This window comes from Bradyrhizobium sp. WU425 (genome assembly GCF_021052305.1).
GTDB classification, from domain to species: domain Bacteria; phylum Pseudomonadota; class Alphaproteobacteria; order Rhizobiales; family Xanthobacteraceae; genus Bradyrhizobium; species Bradyrhizobium canariense_D.
Genome location: NZ_CP088089.1, coordinates 5,128,082 through 5,142,916, shown reverse-complemented (window position 1 = coordinate 5,142,916; position 14,835 = coordinate 5,128,082). Strand labels below are relative to the sequence as shown.

The following is a 14,835-nucleotide window of genomic DNA, read 5'->3' as shown; positions in this document are numbered from 1 at the left end:
TCATTCCTGCCATGGTACGAGCTGGGCAAAGCCGTCCCGTGTCACGGCACCGCCGCGCCACACCCATTCGGCTGCCCGCAATCCTCCAGTCTGCAATCGTACGATCGGCTCGGGGCCAATCTCCGACAGCAGGATGCCCATATGGCCCTGCCCGACCGGCTGCGTGGGCCAGAGGGAAAAACCATTTCGGGCCAGCGCCGCTCGATCGACGTCGCCCCAGAACTGTACCACGACGGCGCCGGCGGGCGCGCATGCAGCCAGATGCGCAGCTTCCGCTTGGCCGATACGCGGCGCTGCCGCTGGCTGCAACGCGACAACGAACGCGTCCCATCCTTCGGGATGGACCGCCGCAGCACTGTCGAACGTCGTGACGCTCGCCCCCGAGCTTGCTAGTCCAGTGCGCAACGGGACAAGGAAGTCATTGTCGCAGAGCAGACCGATTCTGTTGCCGAGCACCGCCAAACCGCAGTCGTGCAGCTGTTTCACGGCGAGCGGTCCGAGGAATGAGAAGGCGTCCACGGCGGGGTGTCGCTCGTTGACACCGACCACCGGGATTTTGCGCCTTGCACACGCTTCGATATCCAGGTCCTCACGACGAAATTCCCACGCCTCGAACATCAAGGCGATCACGGCGTCGTTGCGCAAATGGGCAATCAGCGGAGCCGTCAGGGGGCGAAGGTGGCCACTGTTGGTTATGATGTCGACATTGCAAAGCACTTCGGGGCTGATCTTCTCCAGGATTTCGATGCGATCAGCGACGCCCAAGGGGGCAGCGAGCTCCAGAGTCTCTTGTTTGGCATCGGCCACGGTCCCGTGGCGGCCAGCTTTTGCAAGCGCGTAGACGTGCTTGGCTCCGGACATCGCGGCGAGGACGGCAGTCACGGCGTAGGCGCCAGTCGCCGCTTCGGTCAGCACGGTCAATTCCGAAAGGTCCAGCCCTGTTCGCTCAACGGCGAGCTTCATCAATGTTCGCAGCCGAACAGGCGAGAAGCCCGGCCTCGAAGGAATTCGCTTGTCGGTATCGGCTGGTCGCGGTTGGGTGAAGGCTGTTCCGGCCTCAATTCCGGTCGTGGAATGGGATCCCGCCATTGCCGCTGCAAATACTGGATTCATGATGCCCTCGACCGGCGCGCTCTGGATATCCGATCGCGTGCCGCCCGGAGCACGTTATAGAGCGGATCGGGTATGAGGGCGCGGAGATGATCCTGCCAACTCATTCGCTCAATGCAGTGGTCTTCGCCGGGACGCGCGGCCCAATACCGGACGCGGCGTTCGCCCGGCGCCGGGACGCGGCGCGTCGTCGTGTAGTAATACGATGCGACAGAAAGGCGCATTCGACCAGGCGGACATGTGACCGGATCAGGGAGGCCGTGAAGAGTGGCGCCGTGTGTCTCCCAGAGGATCATGGTGTTGAACTGCGGGAAGATACGGCGTCCGAGAGCTGACATGTCGGCAGGCCACAGCTCGAGGCTGCCGCCGTAGGCTTCCGGCCAATCCCGGTTGAGATAGATGAGGAGATTGACCCGGTGGAACAGTCGGGTCGTCGGATGAACCTCGAAATCGCGATGAATCTTCGTGAAGCCTCCCGGAGGCGTTCGATGTACCCCCGCGAATTTGTGGGTTGGATCGGAGAGAAGATCGCGAACTCCAGTGATGGCCGACACGAACTCACGGAAACGAGCGCTATCCACCAGGCTCAGCAGATGTTGAGTGGCTGGCCCGAGCCCGTGAGAAATCTCCTGCTTCACCAGGCGATCGGTGTTTGTGGCAATCATGTTGGTTTCATGGAGCGCGACGCATTCGGCAGCAACCATATCCAGTAATTTCTCGGGAAATGCGTCGTGGACGACAATGTGCGGCCAGGGTTTTGCACTGGCGTATTCAGAGCGCAGGGCATCGCCTCGGGCGAAGAGGCCGCTTAGCGAGTGAAGTTGTACGTCGACATGCAATTTCGCGGACTCCCGCTGTGGCGGCTACGAGCTGCCCCCTTCCAGGCATGCTGCCCACAAATTTAATTCTATGACTAAAACTCCGCGAATTAAATGTCAAATTAAATAACTGGAGGTGTGAGCTGCGCACGGTGGAGATTGGGGGATCTTCTCCGAGGCAGAAATGTCGTTTCAGTCTGCTGCTCCGCGAAGTCGAATAGGCCCTGTGACCAAATTTAAATCATTAAATTAATATACATCAGTTGCCACGCGATGATTTTGGTCTATCCTGCAAAGCGGGCTGGCTGTTGCAGGATGATCCCATGACCCATCTCGATACCGACGGCGAAGATCGTCGTGAGTTCTTGAAGAGCTGCGGAAAATTTGCCGCCGTCACCCCTCCTGCCATGACGCTGTTGCTGTCCACCTCTCTTACGTCAACCGCGATAGCCAGTTCAGGCGGTCATATTGTTCATGGCAACAATGGCTACGGCAACGGCGGCGGTGACGGCAGTCCGAACAATAAAGAGGATCGCGATCGCTAGATGTTGCTGTGGACAGCCGCGCCATAGCAGTGTCTACGGCGTCGCGACCGTCGCGGGGCTCAACCGGTGCGGCGGCGCTTGTGGCTGGATGAACGGTTGATCAACAAATCGTTCAGCTTCTTGCCGGCTCGGAGCTGCGCCTTCAGCCAGCGGGGTTGCTTGCCACGACCGGACCAAGTCTCGGACGGGTTTTTCGGATTTTGATACTTCGGCAGCACGGGCGGGTAGGGGCGGCGCGCACGTTCCCCGTTGGGGGCCCCGGAAGTTCCCTCGATCCTGCGAAGCCGCTCTTCGAGCTTGGCTTTTTCCGCAATCATTCTCCGACTAAGAACAGTCGTCACTTCATCGTAAAGCCGCCACAGCTCAGCTGTGGTCGCGGATGCCCACTCTTCGTTCCCCATGGAAGCCGTCCCCACTACTTCCGATTTGAAATAGGAGGGGGGCTTATCAGGTCGAAGCCCCGTCGGGCAAGCCTGATCGGCCCGCGCACAGAACTCTAGTGTGCAGTGCGGTACTTCTTGGCGCTACCAGCCGGGCCTGTGCCTTCGACCGGCCGGTCGCCTCCCAGCCGGTCTCCGCCGGCGGACCCTTCGCATCGGGCCGAGCAAGCGCTGCTCGGCCATCGACACGCGACTACGTAAATTCTGCAATTCGGTGAATTGAACGATCAGAGATTCATGCGTTTGCCGCAAAACAGCCGAAGAATACATATGACCACCTACTCATTACCAGCGATGTCCCGTGACCGCAGATTGAAGTTTGCCGGGTTAGCGAAAATGTCGCCCGAACTTTGCTGACCAGGTTTTCATCGGTGCTACTGCCGAAGCAGAGCCGTTATCGTTCGCGACGTCTGATTAATGGTTGGAAAATTTCCACTCCTCATATTGATGTTGGATGAATAGTATTACTTTTTGAGCCTCCTCTTCGTGTTATGGGGCGAGGCTTTCAGCTGCCTCGCTCCGGTCAAGTTTGTCGAATGTTAGATTTGAATCGTGAATGTGACTATATATCGTTCGTAATAAGTGGTCGGTGATGAGCTTGATGGCGGTTAACCAATCCTGACAGGCAGCCACATACTGGACCGCCAGATCTGCGGGAGAGTTTTGCAGATCATAGCCAGGTGAGAAGGCGCTGTTTTGTAGATGAATCGGCTGCTTCGGATTTTCCATGGAGGACCGCAATCCTACGGTGCTGCACGCATTCTCAAAGCGAGTTACAGTGGTGTGGCCATCATGCGTTGCCGATCGCCGTGACGAATTGACAGTGCGGCATTTTGGCAGAACGGATTGTTGTGCTTCCCGCGCGTCTTGAGGTGAATGCAGGAATAAAAACTGCCGCGCGGGGTATCAGGAATAGGCAGGGGAAGCATGCGCCGCATCAGAGTCGTCATCGCGGATCGGCACCCGATCGTCTTGCAGGGGATCAGCAGCGTCCTTGCGGCGCAGCGCGATTTCGCGATCGTGGCCGCCTGCGGCGATACTGCAAGCTGCATTGGGGCCATCCGACTTTTGGTGCCCGACATTGCACTGGTCGATATTGCAATGCCCAGTATCAGTCGACCTGACATTCTGGCTATCGCAAACACCGCTGGCCAAGGTACCCGGGTCATTTTCTTCGCTGAAAAGGCCGGCGATCAAAGGTCGCAGACGCTGGCCGCGGGCCGCGCCTGCCTCGTCCTCACGAGGGATGCTGAGCCGGAGATGCTGGTCGCGACCCTGAGGAAGGTTGCGGAACGCCAGGGGCCGGCATCGCGGTCGCCGTGCACAGGTGGCGAGGTCCGTGGGGAGTCTCACATCGGTGAGGAAAAGGCTCCGACGCAGCTGACCGACCGGGAACGGCAGATCATGAGACTTGTATCGGAGGGGCTGTCGAACAAGGAGATTGGGCGTTTCCTGAACATTACCGATGGTACGATCAAAGTCCACCTTCACCACATCTTCCAGAAGCTCGATATCAGCAATCGAACAGTTCTCGCGGCATTTGCAATTTCGCAAAACGGGCAACATGCGGCCGCACGTGAACTCGCCCCTTCCGGCCTACTACAGCAGGATTCGTCGGTTCGAAACGACGAGGACGTCAAGCGTAGCAATGTCCTTCCGGAACGTACGCGTTAGCTGGACATCGCATCATGCTGGGCGGTGAGCATCGGTTGCGGCGCGCAGATGCTCGGCCATGTTGCGGCAGGCTCCTTCGGCCTCAGCCAATGTTCGGAAGGGCGACCCGCTGATCTTGATCGCGCCGTTGTTCTCGTAGAGTGGTCGCCAACTCGCCAGGTACCCGAAGCGTCCGTGAAAGCCTGGACCGGTAGGGCTCTCCAGGCTGATCACAAACGAGAAGCCATCGCCGCTCGCGCTCCAGATCTCCATGTTTTCGATTGGCCGGTGAAATTGCAGTGGCATGGCAATCATCCGTCGTGCGCTGCTCTTGACCCAGCTAATCAGATATATGCATATTAAATATTAATTTGATACTCTCGATTGGGGCTCCGGCAACGGGCTAGCAAGCCCGAAAGGCCATGGAAATGCTGGCAGTCTGCCGGCGGCGCACGCCTCGCAATCTCCATTTTTCAAACAAAATTTTGGTTGAAAGTCTATTTAATATATAATACCAATAAAGTAAATTTAAATCAAGGGGAGCGCATCGTGAGCCAAAGTGGCAATGAAGATGACGACCGGCGGGCGTTCCTGAAAACCTGCGGAAGATTCGCGGCCGTGACACCCCCCGTCATGACGCTGCTGCTGTCGACCTCGCTGACCTCGACAGCCATCGCACGTTCAGGCGGACAGAACGGAGCAACGCATGGCGACGACAAGGGCCAGTCGTTCCTCGACAATGATCGCCCGTCCTCTGCAGCGTCGGGGTCCTCTGGCGGCGGGGCATCTGGAGGCGGGGCATCTGGAGGCGGGGCATCTGGAGGCGGGGCACCTGGAGGCGGTGGCGGACCTGGGGGGCGGCGTGGTGGGGCATCTGCTGCCGGAGGGCCATCCGGCGGTGGCGGCGGATCCGGCGGAGCGACCGGTGGCGAAGGACCTTTCGCGACGGGAGGGAACTCCGGAAATCCGGCCGCATATGGAGGGGTCGATTGTGCAGATGAAGAAGACGACGAGCGGAGGCACAAGCCCGAGTGCGAGCGAGCCGCCACTCGACTTTCGAGCGCAACCCGCTCCGAGCCTTAACAACGGTTCGATCCGCTGTTGTTGCAAGCTGAGCAGCCAGACCCAATGGAGCGTGCCGCGCGCCGGGGCACATGAGTACTTTTTTAACGCGCCGCCGCATCGTCATCGGCAACGCAGCATGCCGAATTAGTCGCGTTTTCCTTTGATTGCATATTTTTGCCCAAGTCAAAGCTGGCGGAATTCTCGCGGACATATTGCTAGGAGAACTCACATGAAAATCTGCGCTCGAGTGGACAACCCTGCCGCTGTTCTTCGCCAGCGTCTCGAAGCCCTTGCCTCTCAACTCGCAGAACTTGAGAGTCTCAGGGACCGGGTGGATCGAGAAGAGAACCATCAGCGCGAGCGGCGCCAGTGCGGCTATCTCAGACGACGAGCAAGCTCAGAGTGCAACCGAGCGGTCGCTGCAACGTCGCAGATCTAAAGCTCCGCCTTGTCGCAACCCATCAAATTATTTCAGCGAGAGTCCGAAAGCGAACGGATGTTTCGAATTTAATCGATCATATTTGGCTTCGGCAGGGGGCGAGCGGTTCATCCGCAGCAGCCTCCGGTCACGCCGAGAACAGGGGCGCTGGTTTTCTGACGCAGTACGTGCCGGGAGCGGGGGTCTTCAATCCATTAACTAGTTTCGCTTGAAAGGATGAAAGCTCGTGAATGATGCCAATGTGAAAGTCGAAACGCAGGCCGATCCGGTGAATGAGAATACGAATGGTGCAAAACCAAGGATCGATTTGCCGCTTTTGAATTTCCAGGAACTCTTCCGTGGATTCGCCGAGCAGGGCGCCGCACAGACCAAGAAAAATATCGCGAGCATGAAAGCGACTTCCGAGGAGATCAGCGACATTCTCCGTGAAGCCTGCTCAATGAACGCCAGAGGGGCCGTCGATTACGGTGCCAAGGTCATCGAGATTTCCAAAGACAATACCAGGGCCACCCTGGAGTTTTTATCCCGGCTCGCTGAGACCAGGTCGCTGCTGGATATCGTGCATCTTTCGACCGCCCGAAGCCGCGAGGCTTTCGAAGTCGTCTCCGCACAGAATCGGGAGCTCTGGGAGCTCGCGCAGAAAGTTGCGATCGAGACGACCGAGCCCATCAAGACCAGCTTCAATAGGGTGTTTCACAAGACCGTCTGAACCGAGGCTACCGGCCGCGCGGTTCGACTGGACGGACATCTCCGCGACGAGGGGACGCTCGGTCCAGTCGATGGCGGGGCAGCGTGCCCTGACCGCACAACAGGTTGCAGGAGATCAAGATGGGTGTGGTGATGATCAAATGCCCGGAAACGGGCGACGCCATTTCGACGGGTATCGAAACCGATCGCGAAAGGTTTCGTTGCAGCGCGGTATTCTTTCGCGCACCTATTGCCGGGTCTGCGCGGCTACACACGAGTGGTTCGCGCGAGAGCCCTGGGTCTACGAGCCTGCCCTGGATAGTCGGTTGCCGGGCGGCTGGCAGGCGTCTCGCGCCGGCGCGGCGTGAATAAGTCCTGCTGCGCCACGCGAAACGATCCGATCGATTCTGCGGCTCATCACCTTGTAGCACTCGCATGCCACGGCTTCGAGCCGCGGCCGGTCAATCTCGAGCTGACCGCGGCGGTTGGATTTCAAGGCTCGTGACGCGCGCAATGCCCTCACAACATGCGTGACCGTGGTGCGCCGGACCCCCAGTAGCTCCGACATAGTCTCCTGTGTCAAAGGGAGGGGATTGCTGCTATTCGCCCGGTCGTGAATTTGAAGCAGCCAGCAGGCCATCCGGGCTTCGACGGAATGCAGTGCATTGCAAGCCGCGACGTGCTGAACCTGCGTCAGCAGCGATCTCGTGAAAATCTGCGCCATGGATGCGATGGCGGGGCTGCGCCCCAGAGCTGACAAAAATTGCGCCGCCGGAATCTGCAGCACGGGCCCTGGTACGCGGACGACTACCGTCACAGATGAGTGGGATGTGCCAAGCGCCAACGTTAGACCGATCGCACCTTCACGACCGATCACCGCTGTGGCGGCAGTCTGCCCGTTCGGCAAGTCCACGATGAAGGCAATCGCGCCGCCACAGGGGAAGAGAAGGTGCTCGATCCGATCTCCCGATCGGACCAGTACGGCGTCGCGCTCGAGCACGACTTTCCGCAGGTGAGGCGCAAGCAAAGCGAAATCGGCCGGCGGCAAGGCTGCTAACAATCGATTACCAACTCTGGTCGCGTGGTCCATCATGGGATTCGTCCCCACCGATGTCCGGCGCTAGGTCTCGTGCCGGCTGGTGCCAGCTGGTCTGCACTACTCAACAGCGATCCAATCGGTCACCGGAGATATGGTTCCAATTGGGAGTCGTGCGTGTGCGACGGCACCGCCACGCACGATCCCGCGAGATCCTGCGATTGGCGCCAACTGGAGACCGGCAGGCTCGCGGGCATTGCAGTTGATTTCGGCCGAGCCTATCGCTCGTCCGCCTTCTCGGGAACCGGAAGAGTGTCCTCGGAGCGGACGCTCTATGCCTGTGGGACGGATGCCAATTTTTGGCCGAATATGCTCAGGCGGCGACTGCCTAATCATTGAACGTTCTTAACTCGTGGCTAAACTCTTAATCAGGCGGGTCCCAGGTTTGGGCCCCGCCCACCGCACCTCGCAAAGCCTTAGGCCGATCCACGGTTTGAAGACCGAATTAAAACGGCTTTTCACGTCGAGACCGGCAACGATAGCTGGCGGTTCAAAAGCCGAGACGACGATCACGCGACCCGCGCTCGTCTCGCCTCCGCTATCCCGGCCAGCTCCGACGAGACGAGCGCTACCAGCAAACCCCGCCGCGCAAAGGGGCCAAAATTGGACGCCGATGAGGGGGCAAATTTGCAAACGATGACGTAATTGCGGTCGGCGCTCGTGGCATGCAAGCCGCATTATCGTCGAGCCCTCGCAATCACCTGATTCGAAGGAGCTCCCATGAAGCAGTACGTCGGGCTGGACGTCTCACAGAGAGAAACCGCCGTATGCGTTGTCAACGAGACTGGCCAAGTAATCTTCGAAGGAAAAGCCAAGTCTAATCCTGGTGCCTTGACCGACCTGCTTCGCAACATGCGCCTCAAGCCGAGCGTATCGGCTTCGAGACGGGTGCGATGGCGAGTTGGCTATGGCATGAACTCCGCAGGGTTGAGCTTCCGGTGGTCTGCATCGACGCTCGGCATGCGCACGCAGCTTTGTCGGTCCGTATGAACAAGAGCGGTCAGAATGATGCGCGAGGCCTTGCAGAACTGGTGCGAGTGGGATGGTATCGAGAGGTCAAGGTCAAAAGTGAGGAAAGCCAAAAGATCCGAGCGATCCTTGTCGCTAGATCTCGGCTAGTGTCGATGCGCCGAGACATTGAGAACCAGATTCGTGGCTTGATCAAGGAATCTGGATTACTATTCCCTCGCGCGATCGGCCAACAGTTCCGCAACCAGGTCAGCGAATTCTTAGGCGCTGATCATTTACTCCTCAACGTGATATCGCCGCTGCTCTCGATCCATGAGAACATCTGTCGAGAACAGGAAAAGTTCGACAACGAGGTCCGCCAGTTGGCGAAGCTGGACGAGACGACGCGGCGACTGATGACGGTCCCGGGTGTCGGCGTCGTCACGGCCCTAACGTTCCGCCACACGATCGATGATCCCTCGCGCTTCCGATCGGCGTCGACAGTCGGCGCTTACCTCGGCCTTACGCCGCGACGTAGCCAATCCGGCGAAACCGACACCAACGGAAAGATATCTCGACGGGGCGACCGGCTTCTCCGAACTTACTTGTTCGAGGCCGCCACTGTCCTTCTTTCTCGAACCAAAAAGTGGTCTTCTCTAAAGGCCTGAGGCATGAAGCTCGCCAACCGGATCGGCATGAAGAAGGCAAAGGTCGCAATTGCCCGAAAGATCGCCGTGATTCTCCACTGCATCTGGGTCGATGGCACATCGTTCGACTGGGTCCAGCCGAAGCCAATCTAATATTTGCTCGCAAGTTCCTGGTCCGGTCCGCCGGACTGGCGATGTCCCGCTGGGACGGTGGTTGTGGTGACCTCGGTCAATCGGCTGGTGGCGGTTCGCCCGCACTCCGCTGCAGACGTTGAGGCGCCCGATCCGGACATCATCATGAGGCGCTCGCGACCTCGGAAAGGACCATGACCCCATCTACGACATCAACCCAACTCGCTGAAGCCGCCAACGATGTCGATTGCCAATCCCGCTAGGCAATCGTCTCGCCATCCGCGATCGCTCCGTCTCCGCAACCTGACCAGCTCCGACGGAGCAATCGCTACGGGCGTGTCACTGGAGAGAGGAAGAATGGTAACTTGACAACAAACCGCAATTAAAGGGCCGATCTCCTCCAGAAGAATGTTCAAGGCGCTCGGGCCTTCTAAGCACGCGATCGGCCATACCGGAAGGGCGGCAAAAGCACTGGGTGAAGAGGTCAAGAACCGGATCATCCCGCAGTACACCGGGAGCTTTGATCGGGCGAGCCTTTGCGGCGCTCGGGTTTCGGAGGACTCTCTCGAACGCGAGGCAATCTGCACGTCTTTGCGCCCGATGATCCGAGCTGGACGCCATCGACCTTCCAACGTCAAAACCCGCGTGAAAAAGTCCGGAATGCCGAATGGGCTGCTCACGTTGAGAGACGCCCCCCGTTTTAGAGACGTTGCGGACTAGGCACGGTACTGCATTTGGCCCCGAATTCGATCAATCCGGGCTAGAACCTTCTCTCGTGACGATAGCTGTCGATTTCAAATATATGATTTAATTCGTTTAAAAATGTGATTTAATCATAACAACGAAACGTTGTAAGTCATTTGGACGCATCTCCGCGGCAACCTGCGGACCACGAGGGAGGTTCACATGGCTGTTCTCTTTGGCGACACAAGTGGATCACTCACGGGCCGACAGCATGGCGCAGCGCAAACACTGGTTGGTTCCGATCCGACAAACACACTGTTCGGGGATGCTGGCGTGGACTTGCTCGGCCGCGCGATCGGCGGCAACGACACGTTGCTGACGTCCGGCTCTGGAAGCCTATATGGTGATGCGGGCGGAAACATTTCTGATCATGCCCGGGGCGGCAGCGACACGTTGTCCGCTCAAGTATCGGCGCCCGCTATCATTCCCGGCGAGACCTTCAGCCTGGATATGTACGGTGATGCTGGAGGCAACATTTCGGACTGGGCCATTGCGGGCAATGACATGTTCAATGTCGAATTGCCCCTGGCCTTTACGCCCGGAGTGAGGGTGAATGCCTATGGCGACGCTGGCGAAACATTGTCTGGTCAGTCCCAGGGTGGTGACGACAACTTCGGCGTCACTGCTGGCGGACATCAAACAATTATCGTGTATGGAGATGCGGGTGGAAACCTGATCAATTGCGCGGTCGGCGGTAATGACACATTCGTTGGTCACATCGGACCGGATGGGAGTTTTGTGTTCTATGGCGACGCTGGCGGAGGCTTGCTCGGGCATACCCGGGGCGGCAATGACAGCTTCACTGCGAGCGGATCCGAGTACAACAACTATCTCTATGGTGACGCCGGCGGCGACATGGCCGGTCATGCGGCCGGCGGCAATGATAGTTTCGCTGTGAGCGGGATTAATCCGTTCAATTTTGTCTTCGGCGATGCCGGTGCAAATATGTCCGCTTCCGCCGCCGGGGGAAACGACACGTTCGACGACTCTAGCGACGCAACACTCGCTGACCGAAATGTCTTTTCCGGCGATGCTGGCGGGAACATGTCCGGCTCTGCCCACGGAGGGGACGACACGTTCAACAAGACCGGCTTAGGAGGAAGTACGTTCTATGGCGAAGTCGCGGGCGACATGTCTGGTCGTGCCCAGGGCGGCAATGACACATTCCAGGCCTCGGGCACGCAAAACCAAAATCTCTTCTACGGCGATGCCGGCGGCAATATGGGCGATCAGGCCGTTGGCGGCGACGACACCTATTTCGGTGGCAACGTATTTTCCCAGCTCATCAATCAAGCATATGGCGATGCGTCGACTATGTCGGGCCGCGCGCATGGCGGCAATGACACCCTGGTCGGCGGCAATGATCCGAATCCGCATGCCGTGGGCAGCTACGAGACCATTCTCGTCGGCGATGCCCAATCCATGTCCGACTACGCGCGCGGCGGCAACGACAGGCTGGTTAGCGGCACGGGAAACGATGACATATGGGGTGATGCCCAGATGATGCTCGGCTTTGCCCAAGGAGGGAACGACACGTTCGTGTTCGATTTCGATAACGGGCACGATAAAGTCGAAGACTTCGGACAGGGACTCTCGAATCAGGGCGCCGATCACATCGACGTCTCTGCGCTCGGTATCGAGAACTTCAGCGATCTGAGCTTCTCACCGTTCGATCCTGTCACGCACGAGAGCACGGTCACGTTCAGTCCAGGCAACGACGTGGTGGTGCATAGCCAGCAAGCACTCAGACCTCAGGATTTTATCTTCGCGCCACATCAAGACGGTTTGTTGGCCTGAGCCGTCGCTCAAGACCGCCCGCACGCTCGACATACATTCAGCCTCGTGCCTACTTCAGGGCGCGACGAGGTTATCGGGTTATGGTCGGTCCCAGACAGCGTTCGGTCCCATCCCGTCGTGCTGCATTGTTTTCCGTGTGGACACGCGAAGCTGAAAGTTGCTGCGGTGCAGGTCCGGTTGTGGACCCAAAGCGGACTCCAGCGCATCGCGCTGCCCCTGAGGGAGTAGCGAAGCCTCGAATAGCCTTGGAGCAACTTATGGGCGCACTTTCGTGACCGAGCCCGTTAACATAGTTAAATTGATTTGCTGGTTTTTCCCGATAGTTTTTTGCGCAGGGGAGAACATTCATGCGAAGCTCTCGCGCAATCCTTTATGCCCAACGACTTAGCGAACTCACCTCTCAGCTCTCAGAATTGGAATATATTCGAGGTCTAGTCGAAGAAGCAGAGCGAAGCGCCCGCAGTGTGCCTCCATTACGCTTGACACATCCTGCTTCGCGCCGCCTTCGAACTCGTGAACCAGGCGCCCTGTCTGTCCGCTTCCGTCGCCGCGCGCCACCAAGCTGGAATGCAGGCGCTATCAGCCCCCGACAACGACAACCAAGTCAATCGGACTTTGCTGGAGCCATTCCCCGACGGATGGTGGGCTTCCTCCTAAAACCTCTCCAAGCGCTGGCTTACCGCGCCTTGGACGAGAGCCAGGGAAGCGCCAGCAATGATAAGCGACTTCGCACGTTGATACGCATCGCCGGCCGAGGGTCTAACCGTAGGCGCCGGTGGCTGAGAGACAATTCCGCGCTCCCGCCTGCATGTTAGGAGCGCAAATGGCCGAAGAATTCAGCGCCGAGACACGCCGCCGGCTCGAGCGAGCCAACGAAACCATCGCTCAAAGTCGTCAGTTAGCCACGGAACATCGCGCACTCGTCGCTGAGTGCGAACTAAATCTCCGACACAGGCTGCTCAACATTGCCACCCTGCCTACTGATGACCTGGAGCGCCGGGTCCGCGCACCTGAGGGGAGTGGACTGCACCCCCTTGTGGCCCATCAAGTTGCGCCTCGTTCGGAGGAGGTCCGCTCATCGCGCCACAGCAGACCAGGTTGTTCAACTTGAGTTCTTCGCATTTTGACCCATTGCAAAAGCTTCGAGCGTTCGTCTTTACGAACACGTGCTGGGGACCCACTCCATGCCACAGCACGGGATAAACGTTGTGCTCGACATCGCCAGGAATGTCCTCCCTTTAGCCATGAGTTGCTTCGGGGTGATTGCGGTGACCCACAGCAGTCGTCAAGCTACTGGCTAGTTTTCTTGATGCAAACTGGCTCACTGTTGGGGACGCTCTTGCAATCCCAATCTGGGCCGAAGCCAGATGCCTGATGAACGGATGGATATCGAACAAGAAAGACAGCACAGACACATATCAGAACAACGGCAAAGAGGACGACGAAGACGTCACTGCGCGCGAACTGCCACCTGAGCCATCTGATCGTTCGTTCCAGGGTTAACTACCATTCTCACAATTAGCCTCGCCTCGCTAAAGATTCATTCGACCAATTCGGAGAAATTGAGCAATTGGCGCGAGGCCAGCTTTTGGCCCATCGCTTCCTTACGCGGTGTCGCTGCATGTCGGCTCACAAGGGCAGACCGGAAGTTTGCAGCCAGGGGCCAGGTCGGCGGCTTGTGACCCGTTGCTAACGCGAGCTAGTGAGCCTTCATTGCGCGCAATAGAAAACGAAGGCCCGAGCGTTCGTCACGCTTAAGACAGCGGATCCGTTTGCGGGTCGGTTATTTCGGACTACGCAGCGTGGAGCGCTGCTCATTCCACGCCGCCAGCAGAGGTTTCAGCAGCTCGTCAAGCTGAAGCGTGCTGGGTTGGCGGCCGGACGGGACGGCATTGAAGGATCCATCGGGATTGGACTGCCGTGACGATGAAGATGCCCTGGCCAAAGCCAGGACCACCGCCAGCGAGATTGCATCTGCCCCCCGCGTGCACGACCCGCGCCGCATCGCCATTGAGGACGAGGCCAGCCGGCAAGTTACCATCATTCCAGTGATCAATCACCACACCAACATAGGAGGATGACTCCGTGGCTGCCGACAAACCGGTCGGCGACAACGCGCGCAAAGGCGCGGTGAAGAAGCGGTCGCAGACCAAGACCAGGATGGGCGGCGCGACGACCTGGACCAAGCGTGACAGGTCGAGCAGCGAGTTCATGGCCTTGAAGTAGACCAGCAAGAAAACTAGCGCCAGAAAAAGTGATCTCGTTCAGCCTTACCGCTGTCGAGCTGCTGGGCGCGTTTCGAGATATGCGCATAACCAAACGCGATCCCAAGCTTGTCATCGGGACGTTTTGTCGCTGAGCCCGATGAACTCCAGGCCGGCGTCGGCATAAAGGTCGATCAGATTGCGGTCGGCAGGGGCGCCGGAAACTCTGCCGAATATGTCGATGCGCGGTCGTCGCTGCCTCATATTTCTTGAGGACGGTGGAGTCGTGCGACTACAGTTCTCGCGAAAGCTGCTCAAAGCTGCTAACGTTTCTTCAAACGTAGACGCTGGTTTATGATTTACGGTAACCTCTTTCGCTCATCGCCATTTCTCTCTCCGGAGATCCAGGTGGCCCGCTGTGTTTTGAGCCCAAAGCCCGTTGCTCTTGCTTGCGTGTAGAATCGGTGGTGGGCGGCCTCACTCTTCCGCCACTCTCACCTTGAAAGCACC

Annotated in this window: 12 protein-coding genes and 3 pseudogenes; 9 read left to right on the top strand and 6 right to left on the bottom strand. The window is 58.4% G+C overall.

Features of this window, described 5'->3' with window-relative positions:
• Positions 1-1,113: a hypothetical protein gene (locus BcanWU425_RS25120; protein ID WP_231188645.1), complete on the bottom strand. Its 1,113-nt coding sequence runs from the start codon at positions 1,111-1,113 to the stop codon at positions 1-3.
• The gene (locus BcanWU425_RS25115) at positions 1,110-1,949 is read right to left on the bottom strand and encodes a 2OG-Fe(II) oxygenase (protein WP_204510873.1); all 840 of its coding nucleotides are present in this window, start codon (positions 1,947-1,949) and stop codon (positions 1,110-1,112) included. Before BcanWU425_RS25115 ends, BcanWU425_RS25120 begins: the two co-directional genes overlap by 4 nt.
• A 302-nt stretch (positions 1,950-2,251) precedes the next feature.
• Between BcanWU425_RS25115 and BcanWU425_RS25110 the strand changes: the two genes are divergently transcribed.
• Positions 2,252-2,473: a hypothetical protein gene (locus BcanWU425_RS25110; protein WP_085358728.1), complete on the top strand. Its 222-nt coding sequence runs from the start codon at positions 2,252-2,254 to the stop codon at positions 2,471-2,473.
• A 59-nt stretch (positions 2,474-2,532) separates the two neighbouring features.
• On the opposite strand, the gene BcanWU425_RS25105 is transcribed toward BcanWU425_RS25110, so the two are convergent.
• Positions 2,533-2,874 (bottom strand): H-NS histone family protein, encoded by a 342-nt coding sequence (locus tag BcanWU425_RS25105; protein WP_085358730.1) that lies wholly within the window; start codon positions 2,872-2,874, stop codon positions 2,533-2,535.
• Between the two features lie 528 nt (positions 2,875-3,402).
• Positions 3,403-3,642: a hypothetical protein gene (locus BcanWU425_RS25100; RefSeq protein ID WP_204510874.1), complete on the bottom strand. Its 240-nt coding sequence runs from the start codon at positions 3,640-3,642 to the stop codon at positions 3,403-3,405.
• 198 nt (positions 3,643-3,840) lie between these two features.
• Here BcanWU425_RS25100 and BcanWU425_RS25095 point away from each other — a divergent pair, with 198 nt between their 5' ends.
• Complete coding sequence (locus tag BcanWU425_RS25095) at positions 3,841-4,587, top strand: response regulator transcription factor (protein WP_085358734.1); 747 nt, start codon at positions 3,841-3,843, stop codon at positions 4,585-4,587.
• Between the two features lie 12 nt (positions 4,588-4,599).
• On the opposite strand, the gene BcanWU425_RS25090 is transcribed toward BcanWU425_RS25095, so the two are convergent.
• Complete coding sequence (locus BcanWU425_RS25090) at positions 4,600-4,872, bottom strand: hypothetical protein (protein ID WP_162847239.1); 273 nt, start codon at positions 4,870-4,872, stop codon at positions 4,600-4,602.
• A gap of 240 nt (positions 4,873-5,112) precedes the next feature.
• Between BcanWU425_RS25090 and BcanWU425_RS25085 the strand changes: the two are divergent.
• Positions 5,113-5,406: pseudogene (locus BcanWU425_RS25085) on the top strand (hypothetical protein); the annotation flags it as partial.
• Positions 5,407-6,296: 890 nt separating this feature from the next.
• Positions 6,297-6,779 carry a phasin family protein gene (locus tag BcanWU425_RS25080; RefSeq protein ID WP_085352703.1) on the top strand — a complete coding sequence of 161 codons (483 nt, stop codon included), beginning with the start codon at positions 6,297-6,299 and terminating at the stop codon, positions 6,777-6,779.
• A gap of 279 nt (positions 6,780-7,058) precedes the next feature.
• Here the strand turns inward: BcanWU425_RS25080 and BcanWU425_RS25070 are convergent, their stop codons facing one another.
• On the bottom strand, positions 7,059-7,850 hold the full coding sequence (locus BcanWU425_RS25070) for a Crp/Fnr family transcriptional regulator (RefSeq protein ID WP_085352704.1): 792 nt from the start codon (positions 7,848-7,850) through the stop codon (positions 7,059-7,061).
• Between the two features lie 465 nt (positions 7,851-8,315).
• Here BcanWU425_RS25070 and BcanWU425_RS37565 point away from each other — a divergent pair.
• The 5 genes and pseudogenes from BcanWU425_RS37565 to BcanWU425_RS25055 form a co-directional block, all read left to right on the top strand.
• Positions 8,316-8,498 (top strand): annotated as a pseudogene (locus BcanWU425_RS37565) (IS21-like element helper ATPase IstB); the annotation flags it as partial.
• Between the two features lie 75 nt (positions 8,499-8,573).
• Positions 8,574-9,601: pseudogene (locus BcanWU425_RS25065) on the top strand (IS110 family transposase).
• Positions 9,602-10,486: 885 nt separating this feature from the next.
• Positions 10,487-12,121, top strand: a complete 1,635-nt coding sequence (locus BcanWU425_RS25060; protein ID WP_143275435.1) for a calcium-binding protein — start codon at positions 10,487-10,489, stop codon at positions 12,119-12,121.
• 1,862 nt (positions 12,122-13,983) lie between these two features.
• On the top strand, positions 13,984-14,202 hold the full coding sequence (locus tag BcanWU425_RS37740) for a DUF6894 family protein (protein WP_377791128.1): 219 nt from the start codon (positions 13,984-13,986) through the stop codon (positions 14,200-14,202).
• Positions 14,203-14,206: 4 nt separating this feature from the next.
• Complete coding sequence (locus BcanWU425_RS25055; RefSeq protein ID WP_162847221.1) at positions 14,207-14,347, top strand: hypothetical protein; 141 nt, start codon at positions 14,207-14,209, stop codon at positions 14,345-14,347.
• The last annotated feature ends 488 nt before the right edge of the window (positions 14,348-14,835 follow it).

What these genes read in the sequence shown, in the direction of transcription:
- BcanWU425_RS25070 (WP_085352704.1), bottom strand. Translation starts at nt 7,850, where the DNA reads ATGATGGACCACGCGACCAGAGTTGGTAATCGATTGTTAGCAGCCTTG.
- BcanWU425_RS25090 (WP_162847239.1), bottom strand. Translation starts at nt 4,872, where the DNA reads ATGCCACTGCAATTTCACCGGCCAATCGAAAACATGGAGATCTGGAGC.
- BcanWU425_RS25100 (WP_204510874.1), bottom strand. Translation starts at nt 3,642, where the DNA reads ATGGAAAATCCGAAGCAGCCGATTCATCTACAAAACAGCGCCTTCTCA.
- BcanWU425_RS25110 (WP_085358728.1), top strand. Translation starts at nt 2,252, where the DNA reads ATGACCCATCTCGATACCGACGGCGAAGATCGTCGTGAGTTCTTGAAG.
- BcanWU425_RS25095 (WP_085358734.1), top strand. Translation starts at nt 3,841, where the DNA reads ATGCGCCGCATCAGAGTCGTCATCGCGGATCGGCACCCGATCGTCTTG.
- BcanWU425_RS25060 (WP_143275435.1), top strand. Translation starts at nt 10,487, where the DNA reads ATGGCTGTTCTCTTTGGCGACACAAGTGGATCACTCACGGGCCGACAG.
- BcanWU425_RS25105 (WP_085358730.1), bottom strand. Translation starts at nt 2,874, where the DNA reads ATGGGGAACGAAGAGTGGGCATCCGCGACCACAGCTGAGCTGTGGCGG.
- BcanWU425_RS25120 (WP_231188645.1), bottom strand. Translation starts at nt 1,113, where the DNA reads ATGAATCCAGTATTTGCAGCGGCAATGGCGGGATCCCATTCCACGACC.